The organism is Citrobacter sp. wls613 (genome assembly GCF_005281195.1).
Taxonomy (GTDB): domain Bacteria; phylum Pseudomonadota; class Gammaproteobacteria; order Enterobacterales; family Enterobacteriaceae; genus Citrobacter; species Citrobacter gillenii.
This window is the reverse complement of record NZ_SZXN01000041.1, coordinates 67,091-83,860: the sequence shown is the minus strand read 5'-3', so window position 1 is coordinate 83,860 and position 16,770 is coordinate 67,091. Positions and strand designations below refer to the sequence as shown.

Annotated in this window: 16 protein-coding genes; 8 read left to right on the top strand and 8 right to left on the bottom strand. The window is 47.0% G+C overall.

Translation table 11 applies throughout. The features are described from left to right. Positions 1–103 precede the first annotated feature (103 nt). From FDX01_RS06805 to ugd, 7 genes are all read left to right on the top strand, one after another. Positions 104–1,444: a DUF6418 domain-containing protein gene (locus FDX01_RS06805; protein WP_137399482.1), complete on the top strand. Its 1,341-nt coding sequence runs from the start codon at positions 104–106 to the stop codon at positions 1,442–1,444. Continuing rightward, a complete protein-coding gene (locus tag FDX01_RS06800) occupies positions 1,441–2,412 on the top strand; it encodes a polysialyltransferase family glycosyltransferase (protein ID WP_137399481.1) in 972 nt (323 codons plus the stop codon). Before FDX01_RS06805 ends, FDX01_RS06800 begins: the two co-directional genes overlap by 4 nt. Before the next feature lie 95 nt (positions 2,413–2,507). Beyond that, positions 2,508–3,230: a glycosyltransferase gene (locus FDX01_RS06795; protein WP_137399480.1), complete on the top strand. Its 723-nt coding sequence runs from the start codon at positions 2,508–2,510 to the stop codon at positions 3,228–3,230. A gap of 3 nt (positions 3,231–3,233) precedes the next feature. Further along, entirely contained in the window at positions 3,234–4,331 is a 1,098-nt protein-coding gene (gene wecB, locus FDX01_RS06790; RefSeq protein WP_137399479.1) for a UDP-N-acetylglucosamine 2-epimerase (non-hydrolyzing), read from the top strand. A gap of 91 nt (positions 4,332–4,422) precedes the next feature. Next, positions 4,423–5,229, top strand: coding sequence for a glycosyltransferase (locus FDX01_RS06785; RefSeq protein ID WP_137399478.1), 807 nt, complete (start codon positions 4,423–4,425; stop codon positions 5,227–5,229). Positions 5,230–5,364: 135 nt separating this feature from the next. After that, positions 5,365–6,771 (top strand): NADP-dependent phosphogluconate dehydrogenase, encoded by a 1,407-nt coding sequence (gndA, locus tag FDX01_RS06780; RefSeq protein WP_137399477.1) that lies wholly within the window; start codon positions 5,365–5,367, stop codon positions 6,769–6,771. Positions 6,772–6,977: 206 nt separating this feature from the next. Continuing rightward, complete coding sequence (gene ugd / locus FDX01_RS06775) at positions 6,978–8,144, top strand: UDP-glucose 6-dehydrogenase (protein WP_135911833.1); 1,167 nt, start codon at positions 6,978–6,980, stop codon at positions 8,142–8,144. 62 nt (positions 8,145–8,206) lie between these two features. Here the strand turns inward: ugd and FDX01_RS06770 are convergent, their stop codons facing one another. After that, on the bottom strand, positions 8,207–9,211 hold the full coding sequence (locus FDX01_RS06770; RefSeq protein WP_137399476.1) for an NAD-dependent epimerase: 1,005 nt from the start codon (positions 9,209–9,211) through the stop codon (positions 8,207–8,209). A 350-nt stretch (positions 9,212–9,561) separates the two neighbouring features. On the opposite strand from FDX01_RS06770, the gene wzzB reads away from it, so the two are divergent. Beyond that, on the top strand, positions 9,562–10,545 hold the full coding sequence (gene wzzB / locus FDX01_RS06765) for an LPS O-antigen chain length determinant protein WzzB (protein WP_137399475.1): 984 nt from the start codon (positions 9,562–9,564) through the stop codon (positions 10,543–10,545). Between the two features lie 65 nt (positions 10,546–10,610). On the opposite strand, the gene hisIE is transcribed toward wzzB, so the two are convergent. From hisIE to hisD, 7 genes are read right to left on the bottom strand one after another with little or no spacing between them, the layout of a single operon-like run. Then, entirely contained in the window at positions 10,611–11,222 is a 612-nt protein-coding gene (hisIE, locus tag FDX01_RS06760; protein WP_137362966.1) for a bifunctional phosphoribosyl-AMP cyclohydrolase/phosphoribosyl-ATP diphosphatase HisIE, read from the bottom strand. Then, the gene (gene hisF / locus FDX01_RS06755) at positions 11,216–11,992 is read right to left on the bottom strand and encodes an imidazole glycerol phosphate synthase subunit HisF (protein ID WP_137399474.1); all 777 of its coding nucleotides are present in this window, start codon (positions 11,990–11,992) and stop codon (positions 11,216–11,218) included. The genes hisIE and hisF overlap by 7 nt, the downstream gene beginning before the upstream one ends. Next, positions 11,974–12,711 carry a 1-(5-phosphoribosyl)-5-[(5-phosphoribosylamino)methylideneamino]imidazole-4-carboxamide isomerase gene (gene hisA, locus FDX01_RS06750; RefSeq protein WP_137399473.1) on the bottom strand — a complete coding sequence of 246 codons (738 nt, stop codon included), beginning with the start codon at positions 12,709–12,711 and terminating at the stop codon, positions 11,974–11,976. The genes hisF and hisA overlap by 19 nt, the downstream gene beginning before the upstream one ends. Next, positions 12,711–13,301, bottom strand: a complete 591-nt coding sequence (gene hisH, locus FDX01_RS06745; protein ID WP_137399472.1) for an imidazole glycerol phosphate synthase subunit HisH — start codon at positions 13,299–13,301, stop codon at positions 12,711–12,713. Before hisH ends, hisA begins: the two co-directional genes overlap by 1 nt. Continuing rightward, on the bottom strand, positions 13,301–14,368 hold the full coding sequence (hisB, locus tag FDX01_RS06740; protein WP_137399471.1) for a bifunctional histidinol-phosphatase/imidazoleglycerol-phosphate dehydratase HisB: 1,068 nt from the start codon (positions 14,366–14,368) through the stop codon (positions 13,301–13,303). The genes hisH and hisB overlap by 1 nt, the downstream gene beginning before the upstream one ends. Beyond that, positions 14,365–15,444 carry a histidinol-phosphate transaminase gene (hisC, locus tag FDX01_RS06735; RefSeq protein ID WP_137399470.1) on the bottom strand — a complete coding sequence of 360 codons (1,080 nt, stop codon included), beginning with the start codon at positions 15,442–15,444 and terminating at the stop codon, positions 14,365–14,367. Before hisC ends, hisB begins: the two co-directional genes overlap by 4 nt. Then, complete coding sequence (gene hisD / locus FDX01_RS06730; protein WP_137399469.1) at positions 15,441–16,745, bottom strand: histidinol dehydrogenase; 1,305 nt, start codon at positions 16,743–16,745, stop codon at positions 15,441–15,443. Before hisD ends, hisC begins: the two co-directional genes overlap by 4 nt. Positions 16,746–16,770 lie beyond the last annotated feature (25 nt).

Below are 16,770 nucleotides of genomic sequence, written 5' to 3'. Positions count from 1 at the left end.
GTTAAAATTTTTCTGTAGCTGCACAGCCGACATCTCTCTATTTTGCAGATGCGATATTTCCAAAGTTTTTTTGGAGAGAGTGTTTTATAAGAAGGTTAACTTTGTGAAATTAAGTTTATTTGGACTGTCAAAGGCTATCATATTTTTATTATTATCAATACTATTAGTGTTGAGTTTTATGGGGAACAACGTCAATGATATTGGCTTGTTTCTTTTTTTGTCATATCTGTGTATGATATTTTTGTACAGACCAATTGAATACGCCAATAATTTACTATTTTTTATGATTATCATACCTATGCTTATAGGTGGTTTTTTAATAGAGCAGGGTTCTTATTTATTCGAAATCGATAAATATTCTTATTGGAATGGAACGTTTATCATTAATTTATTTATTTGTTTGGTGTTTGTTGAGTTTTTAACCTATCCGGTAAAGACAGGGAAACTGAAAATCACATTTAAAATTAATGAGCTTTATATTGAAGCCGCTATGATTTTTGCTCTGTTGATCTTGTATGGCACATTTCTTTCAACAGGTATACCTTTGTTAAATGGTATTCATAGATCGGTCTATTTTAGCTCAATAGTTCCTGATTATGTTAATCTTGTTAAGGGAAGATTAAGTTTCTTCTGCCTTGTATTAGGTTATTATTACTTTCATTCAAAGAATAAGAGATATTTATTCTACTTCTTCTTGGTTATAATGTATCATATTCTATGCTCAATTAAAGGGGGGGAGCTTTTAATTGTAGTTTATGCATTTTTCCTACCAATCACCCTCTATTATACTTCCAGATACTCCCGCACAGAGAAGCATAAGGTATATAGGAAAATACGTTTGTCGCTCGCTCTATTAATTATTGCTGTGTTTTCTCTCGTTTTCGTAAATTATCAGACAGTAGAAAATTACGATTCGGGAACTACTGCTCTTGAGAAAATTGAAAAGAGAGTGGAAGCTGCGGGGCAAATTTGGTGGGTTATTAATGATGAAAGCCAAGTTTCTGATGGTTTTCGTTGGGATAAATTTACAGCAAATTTAGTTGGCGATGACAATAGGTTTGATCAGGGGATGAACCAGTTAATGAATGAAGTTGTCCCTGATAAATATCTGAATAGCTGGAGACAGTCTGACGAGCGAGGACGAAGTTTGGCAAATGGTTTTCCAGCAATAGGTTATTATTATTTTGGCTATTTTGGCGTCGCTGTTTTTATGTCTTTGCTGGGTTCTGCAATAATACTTATAAAAAAGGATATATTAACAAGCTTTGTAAGTGGAGATGTGTTTTCATTTCTCTTTATAGCCCCTCTACTTGAATTGGTTATCCGGGTTGTTGCTCAGGGGGATATAAATTTATTTTTTGAGCGCCGAACTTATGCAATTTTAATCGCCTATTCAATCTATGGAGTGGTTAAAAGAATGATGGTAAGGATGAAAGAAGCGTGAACATAAACTATTATTATTTATGGAACTATAACAAATTTCCTTTCGTTTATTCCATCATGAATAAAAATGAAAAAAATATTTTACTCATCAATATTCAAGATTCCATAGACATGGAGGAAAAATTATCAAACCTCCAGGAACTTGAGAAAATCTATAAAATAGTTCTTTTCAAAAATAATTTCCCTGAATATATAAAAAACGCATTGTATAGGATTTTTATTTATCCCTTTAAAAAAAATAATGGCCGGATAACTTTCTTCCTGGATGGGTTTGTGGGCTATTACCCCCTACAGCTTGCAAATATTGGTTCACCTGATGAAATTAAATTCTATGAAGAAGGTGAAAGTATTTATTATAGAGATGTACTATTTAAGAAAACCAATAAGCCAGGGGTCAGACAAAGAGTTAATGAATTAATAAAAAAAATATTATTTATCAAAAATAACTCTATTTTTGAAATAACCACATTTTATGTCAGAGATAAGAATAGATTAGCTAATTTACTTAGCCTGGAAGATGCTGCTCATTTGACATTTAATGTACAAGAAGTGAATGACGTCGAATGCATGCGATATTTATCTGGAACAGATAAAGAAATCCTAAAAAAAGTTTTTTTCAGCGACGCTCAATTTGATTTTTCATTAAAAGATGATGAAAAGGGTAGGGCGATAATATTAACTCAGCCTACCTATCTCTTTGGTATTCATACAAAACAAGAAGCTATCAATTTATTCAACTCTCAAATTCTTAAACTACAAAAAGAAAAATACAAAGTCTATTTAAAAATTCATCCTAAAGAAAAAACTGATCTTTATATAAAGGATAATGTTCAAAGACTTAGTGGTCGATTTCCTTTTGAGTTATTAGCTTTATATAATATCGATTTCGATAAAGGGGTTTCTTATAATTCTACAGCTGTTAACTCAAGTTTGATAAAGCAAAAGATTATGCTAAAAGATGAACTGTGAGATTGATATAGTATTATTTTTATTAAATTTGCTAATGAGTAACACAAATTACTTTCATTTGCTTGATTAAGAAATTTGTATTAAGAGGGTTAAATGTGATTCCAAAAAAAATCCATTATTGCTGGTTCGGTCGCGGCCAAATGCCGGAGTTAGCAGTTAATTGTATAAAATCATGGAAAGAGAAACTTCATGATTATGAAATCATAGAATGGAATGAAGACAATTTCGATATTACAAGCAATGAATATGTAAAACAAGCTTACGAATCAAGAAAATTTGCCTTTGTTACTGACTATGTAAGGTTGTATGCCTTGTATCATCACGGTGGTGTTTATATGGATACCGACGTAGAAGTACTAAAACCGTTGGATAAATTCCTTGAACATGCTGCCTTCACTGGTTGCGAAGATGATATGATGTGTGTGACAGGAACAATGGCATCGGTCCAAGGGCATAAATGGATTGAACATTTACTTTCAGGATATGAGAGTAGAAAATTCATTCTTCCTGATGGGAGTTATGATAAGACACCTAATACGGGGGTCATTACTGATCTTACGATTAATGAATATGGCTGGAAGCCAAAGAATGAACTTCAGCATCTTAAAGAAGGGCTGGTTATCTATCCATTTGATGTATTTTGCGCGAAACAATGGCGGACAGGTGAAGTGCTCATCACCAATGAAACACATACTGTTCATCATTTTTCAGCTTCCTGGCATTCAAAATCAGACAAACTTAAACATAAGATTGGTATCCTGATCGGTCCTAAGGCTACTGCTTGTGTAAAAAATATTCTGAAAAGGTTTAAGGGATAACTAATGAAAAAGGTCATGGTTGTATTTGGCACAAGACCAGAAGCAATTAAGATGTGTCCCTTAGTCAAAGAGTTAAAATCCAGATCTAAAATCAATACCATTGTTTGTGTAACAGGTCAGCATAGACAAATGCTTGATCAGGTGTTAACCGCATTCAATGTTGTTCCTGATTATGATTTTTCTATAATGAAGGATAAACAGACTCTCTTTGATGTGACCATCAATATTCTTGAGAGAATGAAAACGGTTTTGACAGATGTTAAACCCGATATTGTCCTCGTTCATGGAGATACCACAACGACCTTTGCTACTGCCTTAGCATGCTTCTATCTTCAGATCCCTGTAGGGCATGTTGAAGCAGGGCTTCGTACATATAATATCGACTCTCCTTTTCCTGAGGAGTTTAATCGTCAGGCGGTTGGGGTGGTCTGTAAACATCACTTTGCTCCAACTGAGACGTCAAGAGAAAATCTCTTGCGAGAAGGTAAGAACCCTGATTCGATCCATGTGACAGGGAATACTGCGATTGATGCTTTGAAGACAACTGTCAAAGATAGCTATACGCATGAACATTTAACCTGGGCTTCAGATAGTCGACTAATCATGATTACTGCACACCGGAGAGAAAATCTGGGTGAGCCTATGAAAAATATGTTCAGAGCGATAAAAAAAATTATCGATGAAACCTCAGATATTAAAGCTATTTATCCTATTCATATGAACCCAGTAGTCAGAGAGGCTGCACAAGAAATACTCGGTGAATCTGACCGGATTCGTTTGATTGAGCCGCTTGAAGTTTTTGATTTCCACAATTTTCTTTCCCGTTCCTATATTATTTTAACAGACAGTGGAGGTATTCAGGAAGAAGCCCCTAGTCTTGGCAAACCCGTACTGGTCATGAGGGACACGACAGAGCGTCCAGAGGGTATAGCAGCTGGAACATTAAAGTTAGTCGGTACGAGAGAAGATGTGATTTATAGTACTTTCAGACAGTTACTGGATGACCGTTCTGAATATGAAAAAATGAGTAAAGCCAGTAATCCTTACGGTGATGGCCTGGCAAGTAAAAGGATTGCGGATATTTTAGAACGGAACACATAACAATAATGTTGCAGGTATGAAAGACATTATTGCCTGCCATGTTATTTAGTATTTGACAATTAATGGATTCTTTTATCATGGTTGGCTTATAATGAAATTTACAGTTTTAATGTCTTTATACTATAAAGAGCAACCTGAATATCTTTCTCAATGTTTACAAAGTATAAAAAATAACACTAAAAGTGCAGACCAGATTGTTATTGTCTATGATGGACCAATTAATGATAAATTAAAAGAGGTAGTTAATAGTTTTACGTTACAATTGCCTATTTATGTTGTTGAACTTCCTGAGAATGTAGGACTCGGCAAGGCTCTCAATCATGGCATGAAGTATTGTAATAATGACATTGTCGTGCGTATGGATACGGATGATGTATGCTTGCCCGAGCGATTTGCCCAACAAATTGCGTTTATGGAACAAAATCCCAATGTCGTTTTACTTGGTGGGGCCATTAATGAATTTGATGAAACTATGCTAGTTTCGCAGGGGGTAAGGTTTTCAGTTTCGAGCCACCAGGAAATTGAAGCATACGCCAAAAAAAGAAATCCTTTTAATCACATGACTGTTGCCTTCAGAAAAAATGTGGTTGAAGCAATTGGAGGCTATCAACATCATTTTTTAATGGAAGATTATAATTTGTGGCTACGAATTATTTCTGCAGGGCATCAAACTTGTAACTTGAATAAAGTTTTGGTGAATGTCAGAGCGGGGGAAAAGATGATCAACCGCAGGAAAGGACATGATTATATTAAGAGTGAAATTAAGCTTGCTAAATTGAAGTATGAGTTAAAAATAGATAACCCGTTAGGTGTAGTGAGTTGCGCAATTATTCGAATTGTCCCTAGATTATTGCCAACATCTCTACTGGGTGTAATTTATAAAAGACTAAGAAAATAAATCCCTACAAAAAATATAATTGTTGTCCATGTGTGCCTGTACCACTGGTTAAATTTTTTTCCATGGATTAACATCTAAGCCACATTTCAAGCCGCGCATATGTCGCGCGGTGACCACACCTGACAGGAGTATGTAATGTCCAAGCAACAGATCGGCGTCGTCGGTATGGCAGTGATGGGGCGCAACCTGGCGCTCAACATCGAAAGCCGTGGTTATACCGTCTCCATCTTCAACCGCTCCCGCGAAAAAACTGAAGAAGTTGTTGCCGAGAACCCGGGTAAGAAACTGGTTCCTTATTACACGGTGAAAGAGTTTGTCGAGTCTCTTGAGACCCCACGTCGTATCCTGTTAATGGTGAAAGCGGGCGCAGGCACCGACGCTGCCATTGATTCCCTGAAGCCGTACCTGGCTACAGGCGACATCATCATTGATGGTGGTAACACTTTCTTCCAGGACACTATCCGTCGTAACCGTGAACTGTCCGCAGAAGGTTTTAACTTTATCGGTACTGGTGTTTCCGGTGGTGAAGAGGGCGCGCTGAAAGGGCCTTCTATCATGCCTGGCGGCCAGAAAGAAGCGTACGAGTTGGTTGCGCCGATTCTGACTAAGATCGCTGCTGTTGCCGAAGACGGTGAGCCGTGCGTAACGTACATCGGTGCTGACGGTGCGGGTCACTATGTGAAGATGGTTCACAACGGTATCGAGTATGGCGATATGCAGCTAATTGCTGAAGCCTATTCTCTGCTGAAAGGTGGTTTAAACCTGTCTAACGAAGAGCTGGCAAGCACTTTCACCGAGTGGAACAACGGTGAGCTGAGCAGCTATCTGATCGACATTACCAAAGACATCTTCACCAAAAAAGATGAAGAGGGTAAATACCTGGTTGACGTCATTCTGGATGAAGCCGCTAACAAAGGTACCGGCAAGTGGACCAGCCAGAGTTCTCTGGATCTCGGTGAACCGCTGTCGCTGATCACTGAATCCGTATTTGCGCGTTATATCTCCTCTCTGAAAGAGCAGCGTGTTGCGGCCTCTAAAGTCCTGACCGGACCTAAAGCTCAGCTAGCGGGTGATAAAGCCGAATTTATCGAGAAAGTGCGTCGCGCGCTGTATCTGGGTAAAATTGTGTCTTACGCCCAGGGCTTCTCTCAGCTGCGCGCCGCTTCTGACGAACACAACTGGGATCTGAACTACGGTGAGATTGCCAAGATCTTCCGTGCGGGCTGCATCATTCGTGCGCAGTTCCTGCAGAAGATCACTGATGCTTACGCTAAAAATTCCGGTATTGCTAACCTGCTGCTTGATCCGTACTTCAAGAACATCGCTGATGAATATCAGCAGGCGCTGCGTGATGTGGTGGCGTATGCCGTGCAGAACGGTATTCCGGTTCCGACCTTCTCCGCGGCGGTTGCCTATTACGACAGCTATCGTGCAGAAGTTCTGCCTGCTAACCTGATCCAGGCGCAGCGTGACTACTTCGGTGCGCACACCTATAAGCGCACAGATAAAGAAGGCGTGTTCCATACGGAATGGCTGGATTAATCTGATTTAGCCCTAACGAAAATGCAGGCCCGGAGCACTCCTCCGGGCTTTTTTATGGGCAAAAAACGGCATTCGGTCAGGTCTGATAGGCGTAGCTGTGCTAAATCACGATATAATGCAACTATGCTGATCCGATACGACAACGTTGGGTCTAACGATGGTGAGTTGTTCACTCTTTAATGTTTAACCAGAAGAAGTTAGAGCTAATGAAAATAACGATTTCAGGTACAGGTTATGTGGGGCTATCGAACGGTATTCTGATTGCCCAGCACCACGAGGTGGTTGCGCTGGATATTGTGCAATCCAAAGTGGACATGCTGAATCAGAAACAGTCACCGATTGCTGATAAAGAAATTGAAGAGTATCTGGCCACAAAAGATCTCAACTTCCGCGCAACCACCGACAAGCAAGAGGCTTATCGCAATGCTGACTACGTCATTATTGCCACGCCAACCGATTACGATCCTAAAACCAACTACTTCAATACGTCCAGCGTGGAGTCAGTCATCCGGGATGTACTGGAAATAAATCCTCAGGCGGTAATGATTATAAAATCAACTATCCCGGTTGGTTTTACCCAGTCGATTAAAGAACGTCTTGGCACGGAAAATATTATTTTCTCACCGGAGTTTCTGCGGGAAGGTAAGGCGCTTTATGACAATCTTCATCCTTCACGAATTGTGATTGGCGAGCGCTCTGCGCGTGCTGAACGATTTGCTGCCTTGTTGCAGGAAGGTGCCATCAAGCAAGACATTCCCACATTATTTACCGACTCAACCGAAGCCGAAGCCATTAAGTTGTTTGCCAATACCTATCTTGCCATGCGCGTGGCGTACTTTAACGAGCTTGACAGTTATGCTGAGAGTTTAGGTCTCGATACCCGCCAAATCATCGAAGGCGTCTGTCTGGATCCGCGTATTGGTAATCACTATAACAACCCCTCATTTGGTTATGGTGGCTATTGCCTGCCGAAAGACACCAAACAGTTGCTGGCAAACTACCAGTCGGTTCCCAATAATCTTATCTCTGCCATTGTGGATGCCAACCGCACGCGCAAAGATTTTATTGCCGATTCGATCCTTGCACGCAAGCCGAAAGTGGTCGGGGTTTATCGCTTAATCATGAAAAGTGGTTCTGATAACTTCCGCGCATCGTCCATTCAGGGGATCATGAAGCGGATTAAAGCCAAAGGCGTGTCGGTGATTATTTTTGAACCGGTAATGAAAGAGGATGAATTTTTCCATTCGCGCGTGGTACGCGATTTGGATGTGTTTAAAAATGAAGCGGATATTATCATTTCTAACCGTATGACGCCGGAACTAAGTGATGTCGCCGATAAGGTGTACACCCGCGATCTGTTTGGTAATGACTAACCTATATCGCGAATAAAAGAGGCCTTTTAAAAGGCCTCTTTTATATTCCAGAACGAATGAATTTATACCGCGTAGAAATCGCGATACCAGCCCACAAAGTTTTTCACGCCATTCTTAACGGTTGTTTCGGGTTTAAAGCCAATCACGTCGTACAGCGCTTGAGTATCCGCGCTGGTTTCCAGCACGTCTCCGGGTTGCAGTGGCAGCATATTTTTAGTGGCTTCAATACCTAGCGCTTCTTCCAGTGCCTTGATGTAATCCATCAACTCGACCGGGGCGCTATTGCCAATATTGTAGACGCGATAGGGGGCAATGCTGGTAGCCGGAGTGCCGGTTTCAACGGTCCATTGTGCGTCGGTCTGCGGAATAATGTCCTGCAAGCGAACAATCGCCTCGGCGATATCATCAATATAGGTAAAGTCACGCTTCATTTTACCAAAGTTATAGACGTCGATGCTTTTCCCTTCCAGCATCGCTTTGGTGAATTTAAACAGCGCCATATCCGGGCGACCCCACGGGCCGTACACGGTGAAGAAACGCAACCCCGTGGTCGGTAGTCCATACAAATGTGAATAGGTATGCGCCATCAACTCGTTGGCTTTTTTGGTTGCCGCATATAAGGACACGGGGTGATCAACGGAATCATCTGTGGCAAACGGCATCTTGCGGTTCAGGCCGTACACCGAACTGGAGGAGGCATAGAGCAGGTGTTGGATTTGGTTATGTCGACACCCTTCCAGTACGTTCAAAAAGCCTGTCAGATTGGAGTCTGCGTAAGCATGTGGATTGTCGATTGAGTATCGAACGCCCGCTTGTGCGGCGAGATGGATTACGCGATCAAAGCGCTCGTCCGCGAAGAGTGCCGCCATGCTTTCCCGGTCAGCTAAATCAAGCTTATGAAAATGGAATCCGGGGTGTACCAGCAACGCCAGGCGCGCCTGCTTAAGGCTAACATCGTAGTAATCGTTGAGATTATCCATACCGACCACTTGGTGGCCAGCGTCCAGCAAGCGTTTGCTAACGTGGAAGCCGATAAAACCGGCGGCACCCGTAACCAGGTATTTCATTTTGTACCTCTGTCTGGCTTTATTGTTGCCAGGCGCCATCAGGCGCCAGAAAGGGAGAATCATACCGTTTGACGATAAAAAAGATAATCGTTATCTGTTATTACCCTGTTCGGTTTTTCTGGTTACGTCATTTTTATTCACAACGTGAATTGATAGGATGGCATGAATAGTCGCGTCAGTCAGATTTTCATTGTTGACTGCGATGATTGCCCGCTTAACTTTTTAAGTAGTGATTAAAATACCAATCAATATCACTTAAATAATCTGTATTTTTTATCAGTAATCCTATGGCATTACCTGAGTTTATGGCTAAACTATTGGCGTTAAGTCTTTCCTCATTTAGGGTAATTATGTCTGTCGGTGATAACAACGTATCCGGGCGCAGTAACGATCCGGAACAGATTGATTTAATTGATTTAGTGATGCAGTTGTGGCGCGGCAAAATGACGATTGTTGTCTGTGTTGTTGTTGCTATCCTCCTTGCTGTGGGTTATCTGGCGGTAGCGAAAGAGAAATGGACCTCGACGGCGATTGTGACTCAGCCCGATGTCGCGCAGATAGCCACTTATAATAATGCGTTGAACGTATTGTATGGCAGCAGTGCGCCAAAAGTGACTGAGCTACAGACTAATGTCATTGCCCGCTTTAGCACCTCGTTTTCCGCGTTGGCTGAAACGCTTGATAATCAGCAAGAACCAGAAAAACTGACTATCGAGCAGTCGGTTAAAGGTCAGCAATTACCCTTGGTAGTCTCCTATGTGAGTGATTCTCCTGAAGGTGCGCAGCGTCAACTTTCTGAATATATCCAACAAATTGATGACAAAGTTGCCAAAGAACTGGAAACTGACTTGGTTGATAACATCAAGCTACGTACAACTACACTGAAAGACTCGTTGAGAACTCAAGAAGTGGTTGCGCAAGAGCAAAAAAACCTCCGTATTAAGCAGATTCAGGAAGCTTTGCGTTACGCTGAACAGGCGGGGGTGACCAGGCCACAAATTCAGCAAACTCAGGATGTGACGCAGGACAGCATGCTGCTGCTGGGCAGCGATGCCCTGAAATCAATGATTGAGCACGAAGCGACGCGTCCGTTGATTTTCTCTGATAGCTACTACCAGACCAGGCAAAACCTGCTGGATATTGAGGCTCTGAAGCCTGACGGCGCTGAACTACATACTTACCGTTATGTAATGAAACCTACGTTACCGATTCGTCGCGACAGCCCGAAGAAATCCATTACGCTGGTACTGGCGGCACTGCTCGGGGGAATGATTGGCGCGGGCGTGGTGCTGGGGCGCAATGCGTTACGGGGCTACAAAGCAAAAGCGCAGTAAGTCAGTATGACGCCGAGCTAAAAAACAAAAAACCGGGTATCCCCCGGTTTTTTTACGCCCGAAGTTTACTGATGACGCTGACGCAAATTCTCTATTACCGTGGTCAGATCGAGATCCTGATCCTGCAACAGTACCAGCAGGTGGTACATCAGGTCGGATGCCTCATTGGTCAGTTCGAAACGGTCATGTACCGTTGCTGCCAGTGCGGTCTCCACGCCTTCTTCACCGACTTTCTGGGCGATGCGTTTGGTGCCGCTGGCATACAGTTTAGCCGTGTAGGAACTCTCCGGGTCCGCCGTTTTACGCTCAGCAAGTAGCTGTTCAAGTTGATACAGGAACAGCCACTGGTGGCTGGCCTCGCCAAAACAGCTGCTGGTCCCTTTATGGCAGGTGGGCCCAATCGGGTTCACCAGCACCAGTAACGTGTCGTTATCGCAATCGGGCGTAATGCTGACCACATTGAGGAAGTTGCCGGAGGTTTCGCCCTTGGTCCACAGGCGCTGTTTGGTGCGCGAGAAAAAGGTCACTTTGCCGCTTTCAAGCGTTTTGTCCAGTGCTTCAAGGTTCATATAACCCAGCATCAATACTTCGCCGGAGACCGCATGCTGTACGACAACCGGCATCAGTCCGTCGGTTTTTTCCCAGTCCAGTTCGCGGCATTGTTGCTTCGTTAACATATCCTGATCTCCACGCCCTGCGTTACCAGGTACGTTTTTAATTCACCAATATTAATAATCTGCTTGTGGAACACTGAAGCGGCGAGCGCGCCATCGACATCCGCATCCTGGAAGGCAGCAAGGAAGTGTTCCATGGTTCCTGCGCCGCCGGAGGCGATCAGCGGAACGTGGCATACCTCACGTACTTTTTTCAGCTGTTCGAGATCGTAGCCGTTACGCACGCCGTCCTGGTTCATCATATTGAGGACGATTTCACCTGCGCCGAGTTTTTGCACCTCTTGAACCCAGTCGAGGGTTTCCCACTGGGTGACGCGGGTACGGCTTTCATCGCCAGTGTATTGATTAACGTGATACTTCCCGGTTTTGGCGTCATGCCAGGTATCGATCCCAACCACGATGCACTGCACGCCAAAGCGCTCGGCCAGGCGGGTAATCAGCGACGGGTCAGCCAGCGCAGGGGAGTTGACAGAAATTTTATCCGCGCCGAAGGTCAGTATTTTCGCAGCATCGTCCACTGACTTAATCCCGCCCGCCACGCAGAATGGGATGTCGATCACTTCCGCTACGCGCGATACCCAGCTCTTATCGACTACACGTCCATCGCTGGAGGCGGTGATATCGTAGAACACCAGCTCATCTGCGCCCTCGTCGGCATAGCGTTTCGCCAGCGGGACGATGTCACCGATGACCTCGTGATTACGAAACTGGACGCCTTTCACTACCTGACCATCGCGAACGTCCAGACACGGAATTATGCGTTTTGCCAGCATTGGATGGCCTCCTCAACGGTGAATTTACCTTCCAGCAGCGCGCGTCCGACGATCACGCCGCGCACGCCGGTTCCGCGCAGGGCGGCAATGTCGTCGATATCACCAATACCACCGGATGACTGAAAGGCCACCTGCGGATATTTAGCGCAGACTTCTTCATAAAGCGATACGTTAGAGCCGGCCAGCGTGCCGTCGCGTGAGATATCCGTGCACAGCACGTGCTTCAGGCCGACGGGTAAATAGGTCTCAACCAGTTCTTCCAGTGAAACCCCGGAATCTTCCTGCCAGCCACTGACCGCAACCTGTTTATTACCGTGCTCGTCAATACGAACGTCCAGCGCCAGTACCAGCGCGTCGGCACCAAAACGGGCAAACCAGCTCTTGACTATCTCGGGGGATTTTACCGCCGTCGAGCCAACCACAACGCGTGCCACGCCGGCTGCCAGCAGGGCCGCAACATCCTCTTCTGTGCGCACACCGCCGCCAACCTGCACCGGTACGTTGACACCGGCGACCAGCGTTTTAATCAGCGGGATCTGACGCTTGAGCGGATCTTTCGCGCCGGTTAAATCTACCAGGTGCAGAACCTGTGCACCTTGTGCGGCGTAATCCTGCAAGCGCGGCAGGGGATCGTTGCCGTAATCACGCTGGGTGGCGTAATCGCCCTGGTGGAGACGCACAACTGTGCCATCGATTAAATCTAATGCCGGAATAATCATCACATCTCCAGAAAATTTTTCAGCAACAGCGCCCCAGCGGCACCCGAGCGCTCAGGGTGAAACTGTACGCCGAAGAAATTGTCTTTTTGTACCGCTGCAGTGAACGGTTCACCGTAATGGCACTGGGCAATGGTCGAGGGATTGACCGGCATTGCGTAGCTGTGAACAAAATAAAAATATGCGCCATCGTCAATGCCGCGGAACAGGCGATTTCCCGCCTGCGGATACACCCGGTTCCAGCCCATATGCGGCAGCGGCAGACCAAAGTCGGTCATCTTAGGTACGTCTTGCTCAATAATACCCAGCATATCGACTCCATTGCTCTCTGCACTGCGCCGACCGAGCAGTTGCATACCCAAACAAATCCCCAGAACCGGTTGGGTACAGGCTTTGATCAGCTCAATCAGTTCGCGTTCACGTAGCTGGTCCATCGCCGCCTGCGCGGTCCCGACGCCGGGCAGAAAAAGCTTATCAGCGCGCAGTACCACATCGGCGCCGCGGCTGACGATGGGGTCATAACCGTGACGCGCCACGGCAGATTTCACTGAGTTGAGGTTGGCGCAGCCGGTGTCGAGGATCACCACGTTCATCACAGCACTCCTTTTGAGGAGGGAAGGGTATCGCCCTCAACGCGAATCGCCTGGCGCAGCGTGCGGCCAAAGGCCTTGAACAGGCTTTCCACACGGTGATGATCGTTTTTGCCCTTGGTCTTCAGGTGCAGCGTCACGCCCATGGTGTAAGAGAGCGAACGGAAAAAGTGCTCGATCATCTCGGTGCTCAGATCGCCAACGCGCTGATAGGTGAATTCAGCCCGGTATTCCAGGTGCGGACGTCCGGAGATATCCAACGAGCAGCGGGCCAGGCATTCGTCCATTGGCAGCACAAACCCGAAGCGGTTGATGCCACGCTTGTCACCCAACGCCAGTTTTAACGCTTCGCCCAGCGCCAGACCGGTATCTTCTACGGTGTGGTGATCGTCAATATACAAGTCGCCCTTGACGGTGATTTCCATGCGAAAACCGCCGTGGGTCGAGATTTGATCCAGCATGTGGTCAAAGAAGCCGACGCCGGTATTAATTTTGCTGCGGCCCTCGCGGTCCAGCCACACTTTGACGTCAATCTGCGTTTCTTTGGTATTACGCTCAACGTGGGCGTAGCGGTCGCGTTTGGTCAGCTGTTCGCTAATCATCGACCAGTTCAGGGTGTCACGGTGGTAGCGTAACCCGCCGATTCCCATGTTTTCAGCCAGCTGAATGTCGGTTGCGCGGTCGCCAATCACGTAGCTATTCGCGGTATCCAGCGCCTGTTCAGCCAGATACTGTTCGACCAGCTTCACTTTTGGTTTACGGCAGTCGCATTCGTCTGCTGGCAGGTGCGGGCAGATCAGCACCTCATCAAACACCACGCCCTGCGAGGTGAAAATCTGCATCATCAGGTTATGCGGCCCGTCAAACTCAGCCTGCGGGAAGCTTTGCGTTCCCAGTCCATCCTGGTTGGTGATCATCACCAGTTTATAACCGGCTTTTTGCAGCTTGAGCAGGGCAGGGACAACCTCCGGCTCAAAGGCCAGTTTGTCAAAGCGATCAACCTGAAAGTCACTTGGCGGTTCTGAAATCAGGGTTCCATCACGGTCAATAAAAAGATACTTCTGGCTCATACTTGCTCCGCACGTAAAGCGTCAATGACGCGCTGGCTTTCTTCACGGGTGCCGACGGTGATCCGCAGGCAGCCGCTTAATGAAGGTTGTTTGTTCTGGTCTCGTAAGATAATGCCCTGATCCCACAAAGATTTAAACACAGAACTGGAAGCGGTAAAGCGGGCCAGAATATAGTTGGTTTCAGAGGTGAAAACCTGCTCCACGCAGGGGATAGTGTTTAGGGTATCCACCAGGTACTGACGCTCTTGTAGGATCTGCGCTACGCGTTCACGCATGGCGGCAATGCCTTGTGGCGTCAGCGCCTGGGCGGCGATATCGGCTACCGGCGTCGACAGCGGGTAGGGGGCGATCACTTTCAACAGCAGGTTAATCACCTCTTCATTGGCCAGCGTAAATCCGCAGCGCAACCCTGCCAGCGCGAACGCCTTGGAAAGGGTACGCAGAACCACCAGGTGTGGATATTCCGTTAACCAGCCGGCCAGCGTCGCCTGCGGACAGAACTCAATGTACGCTTCATCGGCGACCACAATGGCTTTACCTTGGGTCATTTCAAGCAGCGAGCGTAGATCTTGTGGGTTAATCAACTGGCCGGTCGGATTGTTTGGGCTGCAAACGTAAACCACCTTCACGCCATTAAGCTTGTCGGCAATGCCCTGGAGATCGAGCTGCCAGTCGGCAAGCGTAGGCACGGTGCGGCATTCCACGCCGATGGTCTCAGCGCTGACGCTGTACATGCCGTAGGTCGGCGGGCAGTAAAGAATGGCATCCTGGCCGGGTTCACAAAACGCGCGTACCAACAGTTCGATACCTTCATCTGCCCCTCGGCTAACCAACACCTGCTCCGGTTTAACGCCCGCGTACTGTGCGTAATTCTCAATCACCGCTTTTGGCTGACATTCCGGGTAACGGTTAAGCGTCTGCTGGCTGAGCTGAAACTCAACGGCCGTCGGAAACTCGTTGGCATTCAGCCAGACGTCGCCATTACCGCCCAGACGACGGGCAGACTGATAGGGCGTCAGTTCGCGGACATTTTTACGGGCTAAATCGGTGACGCTAAGAATGTTGTCAGTGCTCATGCTTGCTCCTTGAGGGCGTTAACACGCAGGGTGACGGCATTTTTGTGGGCGGTCAGTCGCTCCGCGGCGGCCAGCGTTTCGATGGTTGAGGCGAGAGCTGAGAAACCTTGTGGCGACAGTTCCTGGACGGTCATCCGCTTTTGGAAGTCTGCCAGCCCGAGGCTTGAACAGGTCGCGGTGTAACCGTAGGTCGGTAGCACGTGGTTTGTCCCTGAGGCATAATCACCGGCGGATTCCGGTGACCAGTCACCGAGAAACACGGAGCCGGCGCTGGTGATGTCATCGACCAGTTCACGGGCGTTACGGGTCTGAATGATCAGATGCTCTGGGCCGTACTGGTTAGAAATGGCGATGCACTGCGCCAGATCCCGGGTCACAATCAGACGGCTGGCGCTCAGCGCCTGACGCGCTGTTTCCGCGCGTGGTAGTTCAGCAAGCTGGCGTTCAACGGCGTCAGCCACGCGGCGGGCCATCCCGGCATCCGGCGTCAGCAGGATCACCTGAGAGTCCGGGCCGTGCTCGGCCTGCGAGAGCAGATCGGAGGCGACGAAACCCGGGGTCGCGCCACTGTCGGCAATCACCAGGACTTCGGAAGGGCCGGCCGGCATATCAATGGCCGCACCGTCCAGACGCTGGCTTACCTGGCGCTTGGCCTCCGTTACCCAGGCATTACCGGGGCCAAAAATTTTGTCGACTTTGGGTACCGATTCGCTACCGAAGGCCAGAGCGGCAATTGCCTGGGCGCCACCGACGTTAAACACTTCTTGCACACCGCACAGCTGCGCCGCATACAAAATTTCGTCGGCGATAGGCGGTGGCGAGCACAGCACCACGCGTTGGCAACCAGCAATACGGGCCGGGGTGGCAAGCATCAATACCGTTGAGAAGAGTGGGGCCGATCCCCCCGGAATATACAAACCGACGGAGCTGACCGGACGGGTCACCTGCTGGCAGCGCACGCCGGGCTGCGTTTCAATATCTACCGCGGGCAGTTTTTGCGCGTTGTGAAACGTTTCAATATTTTTCACCGCGACCGCCATCGCCTGCTTGAGGTCATCACTCAGACGCGCGCTGGCGGCGGAAATCTCTTCGGCACTGACTTTCAGCACGCTGACGGTGGTTTTATCAAATTTGGCGCTGTATTCGCGCAGCGCCGCATCACCGCGTGATTTGACGTTATCCAGAATGTCGCTGACAGTACGGGTGATGCTGTCCGAGGCAGAGATTGCCGGGCGCATCAGCAATTCGCGTTGCTGCTCTGTGCTGCAGGTATTCCAGTCAATCAGGGTATTGAAGCTCATGGTTGTTACTCCATTATCGGGTGTT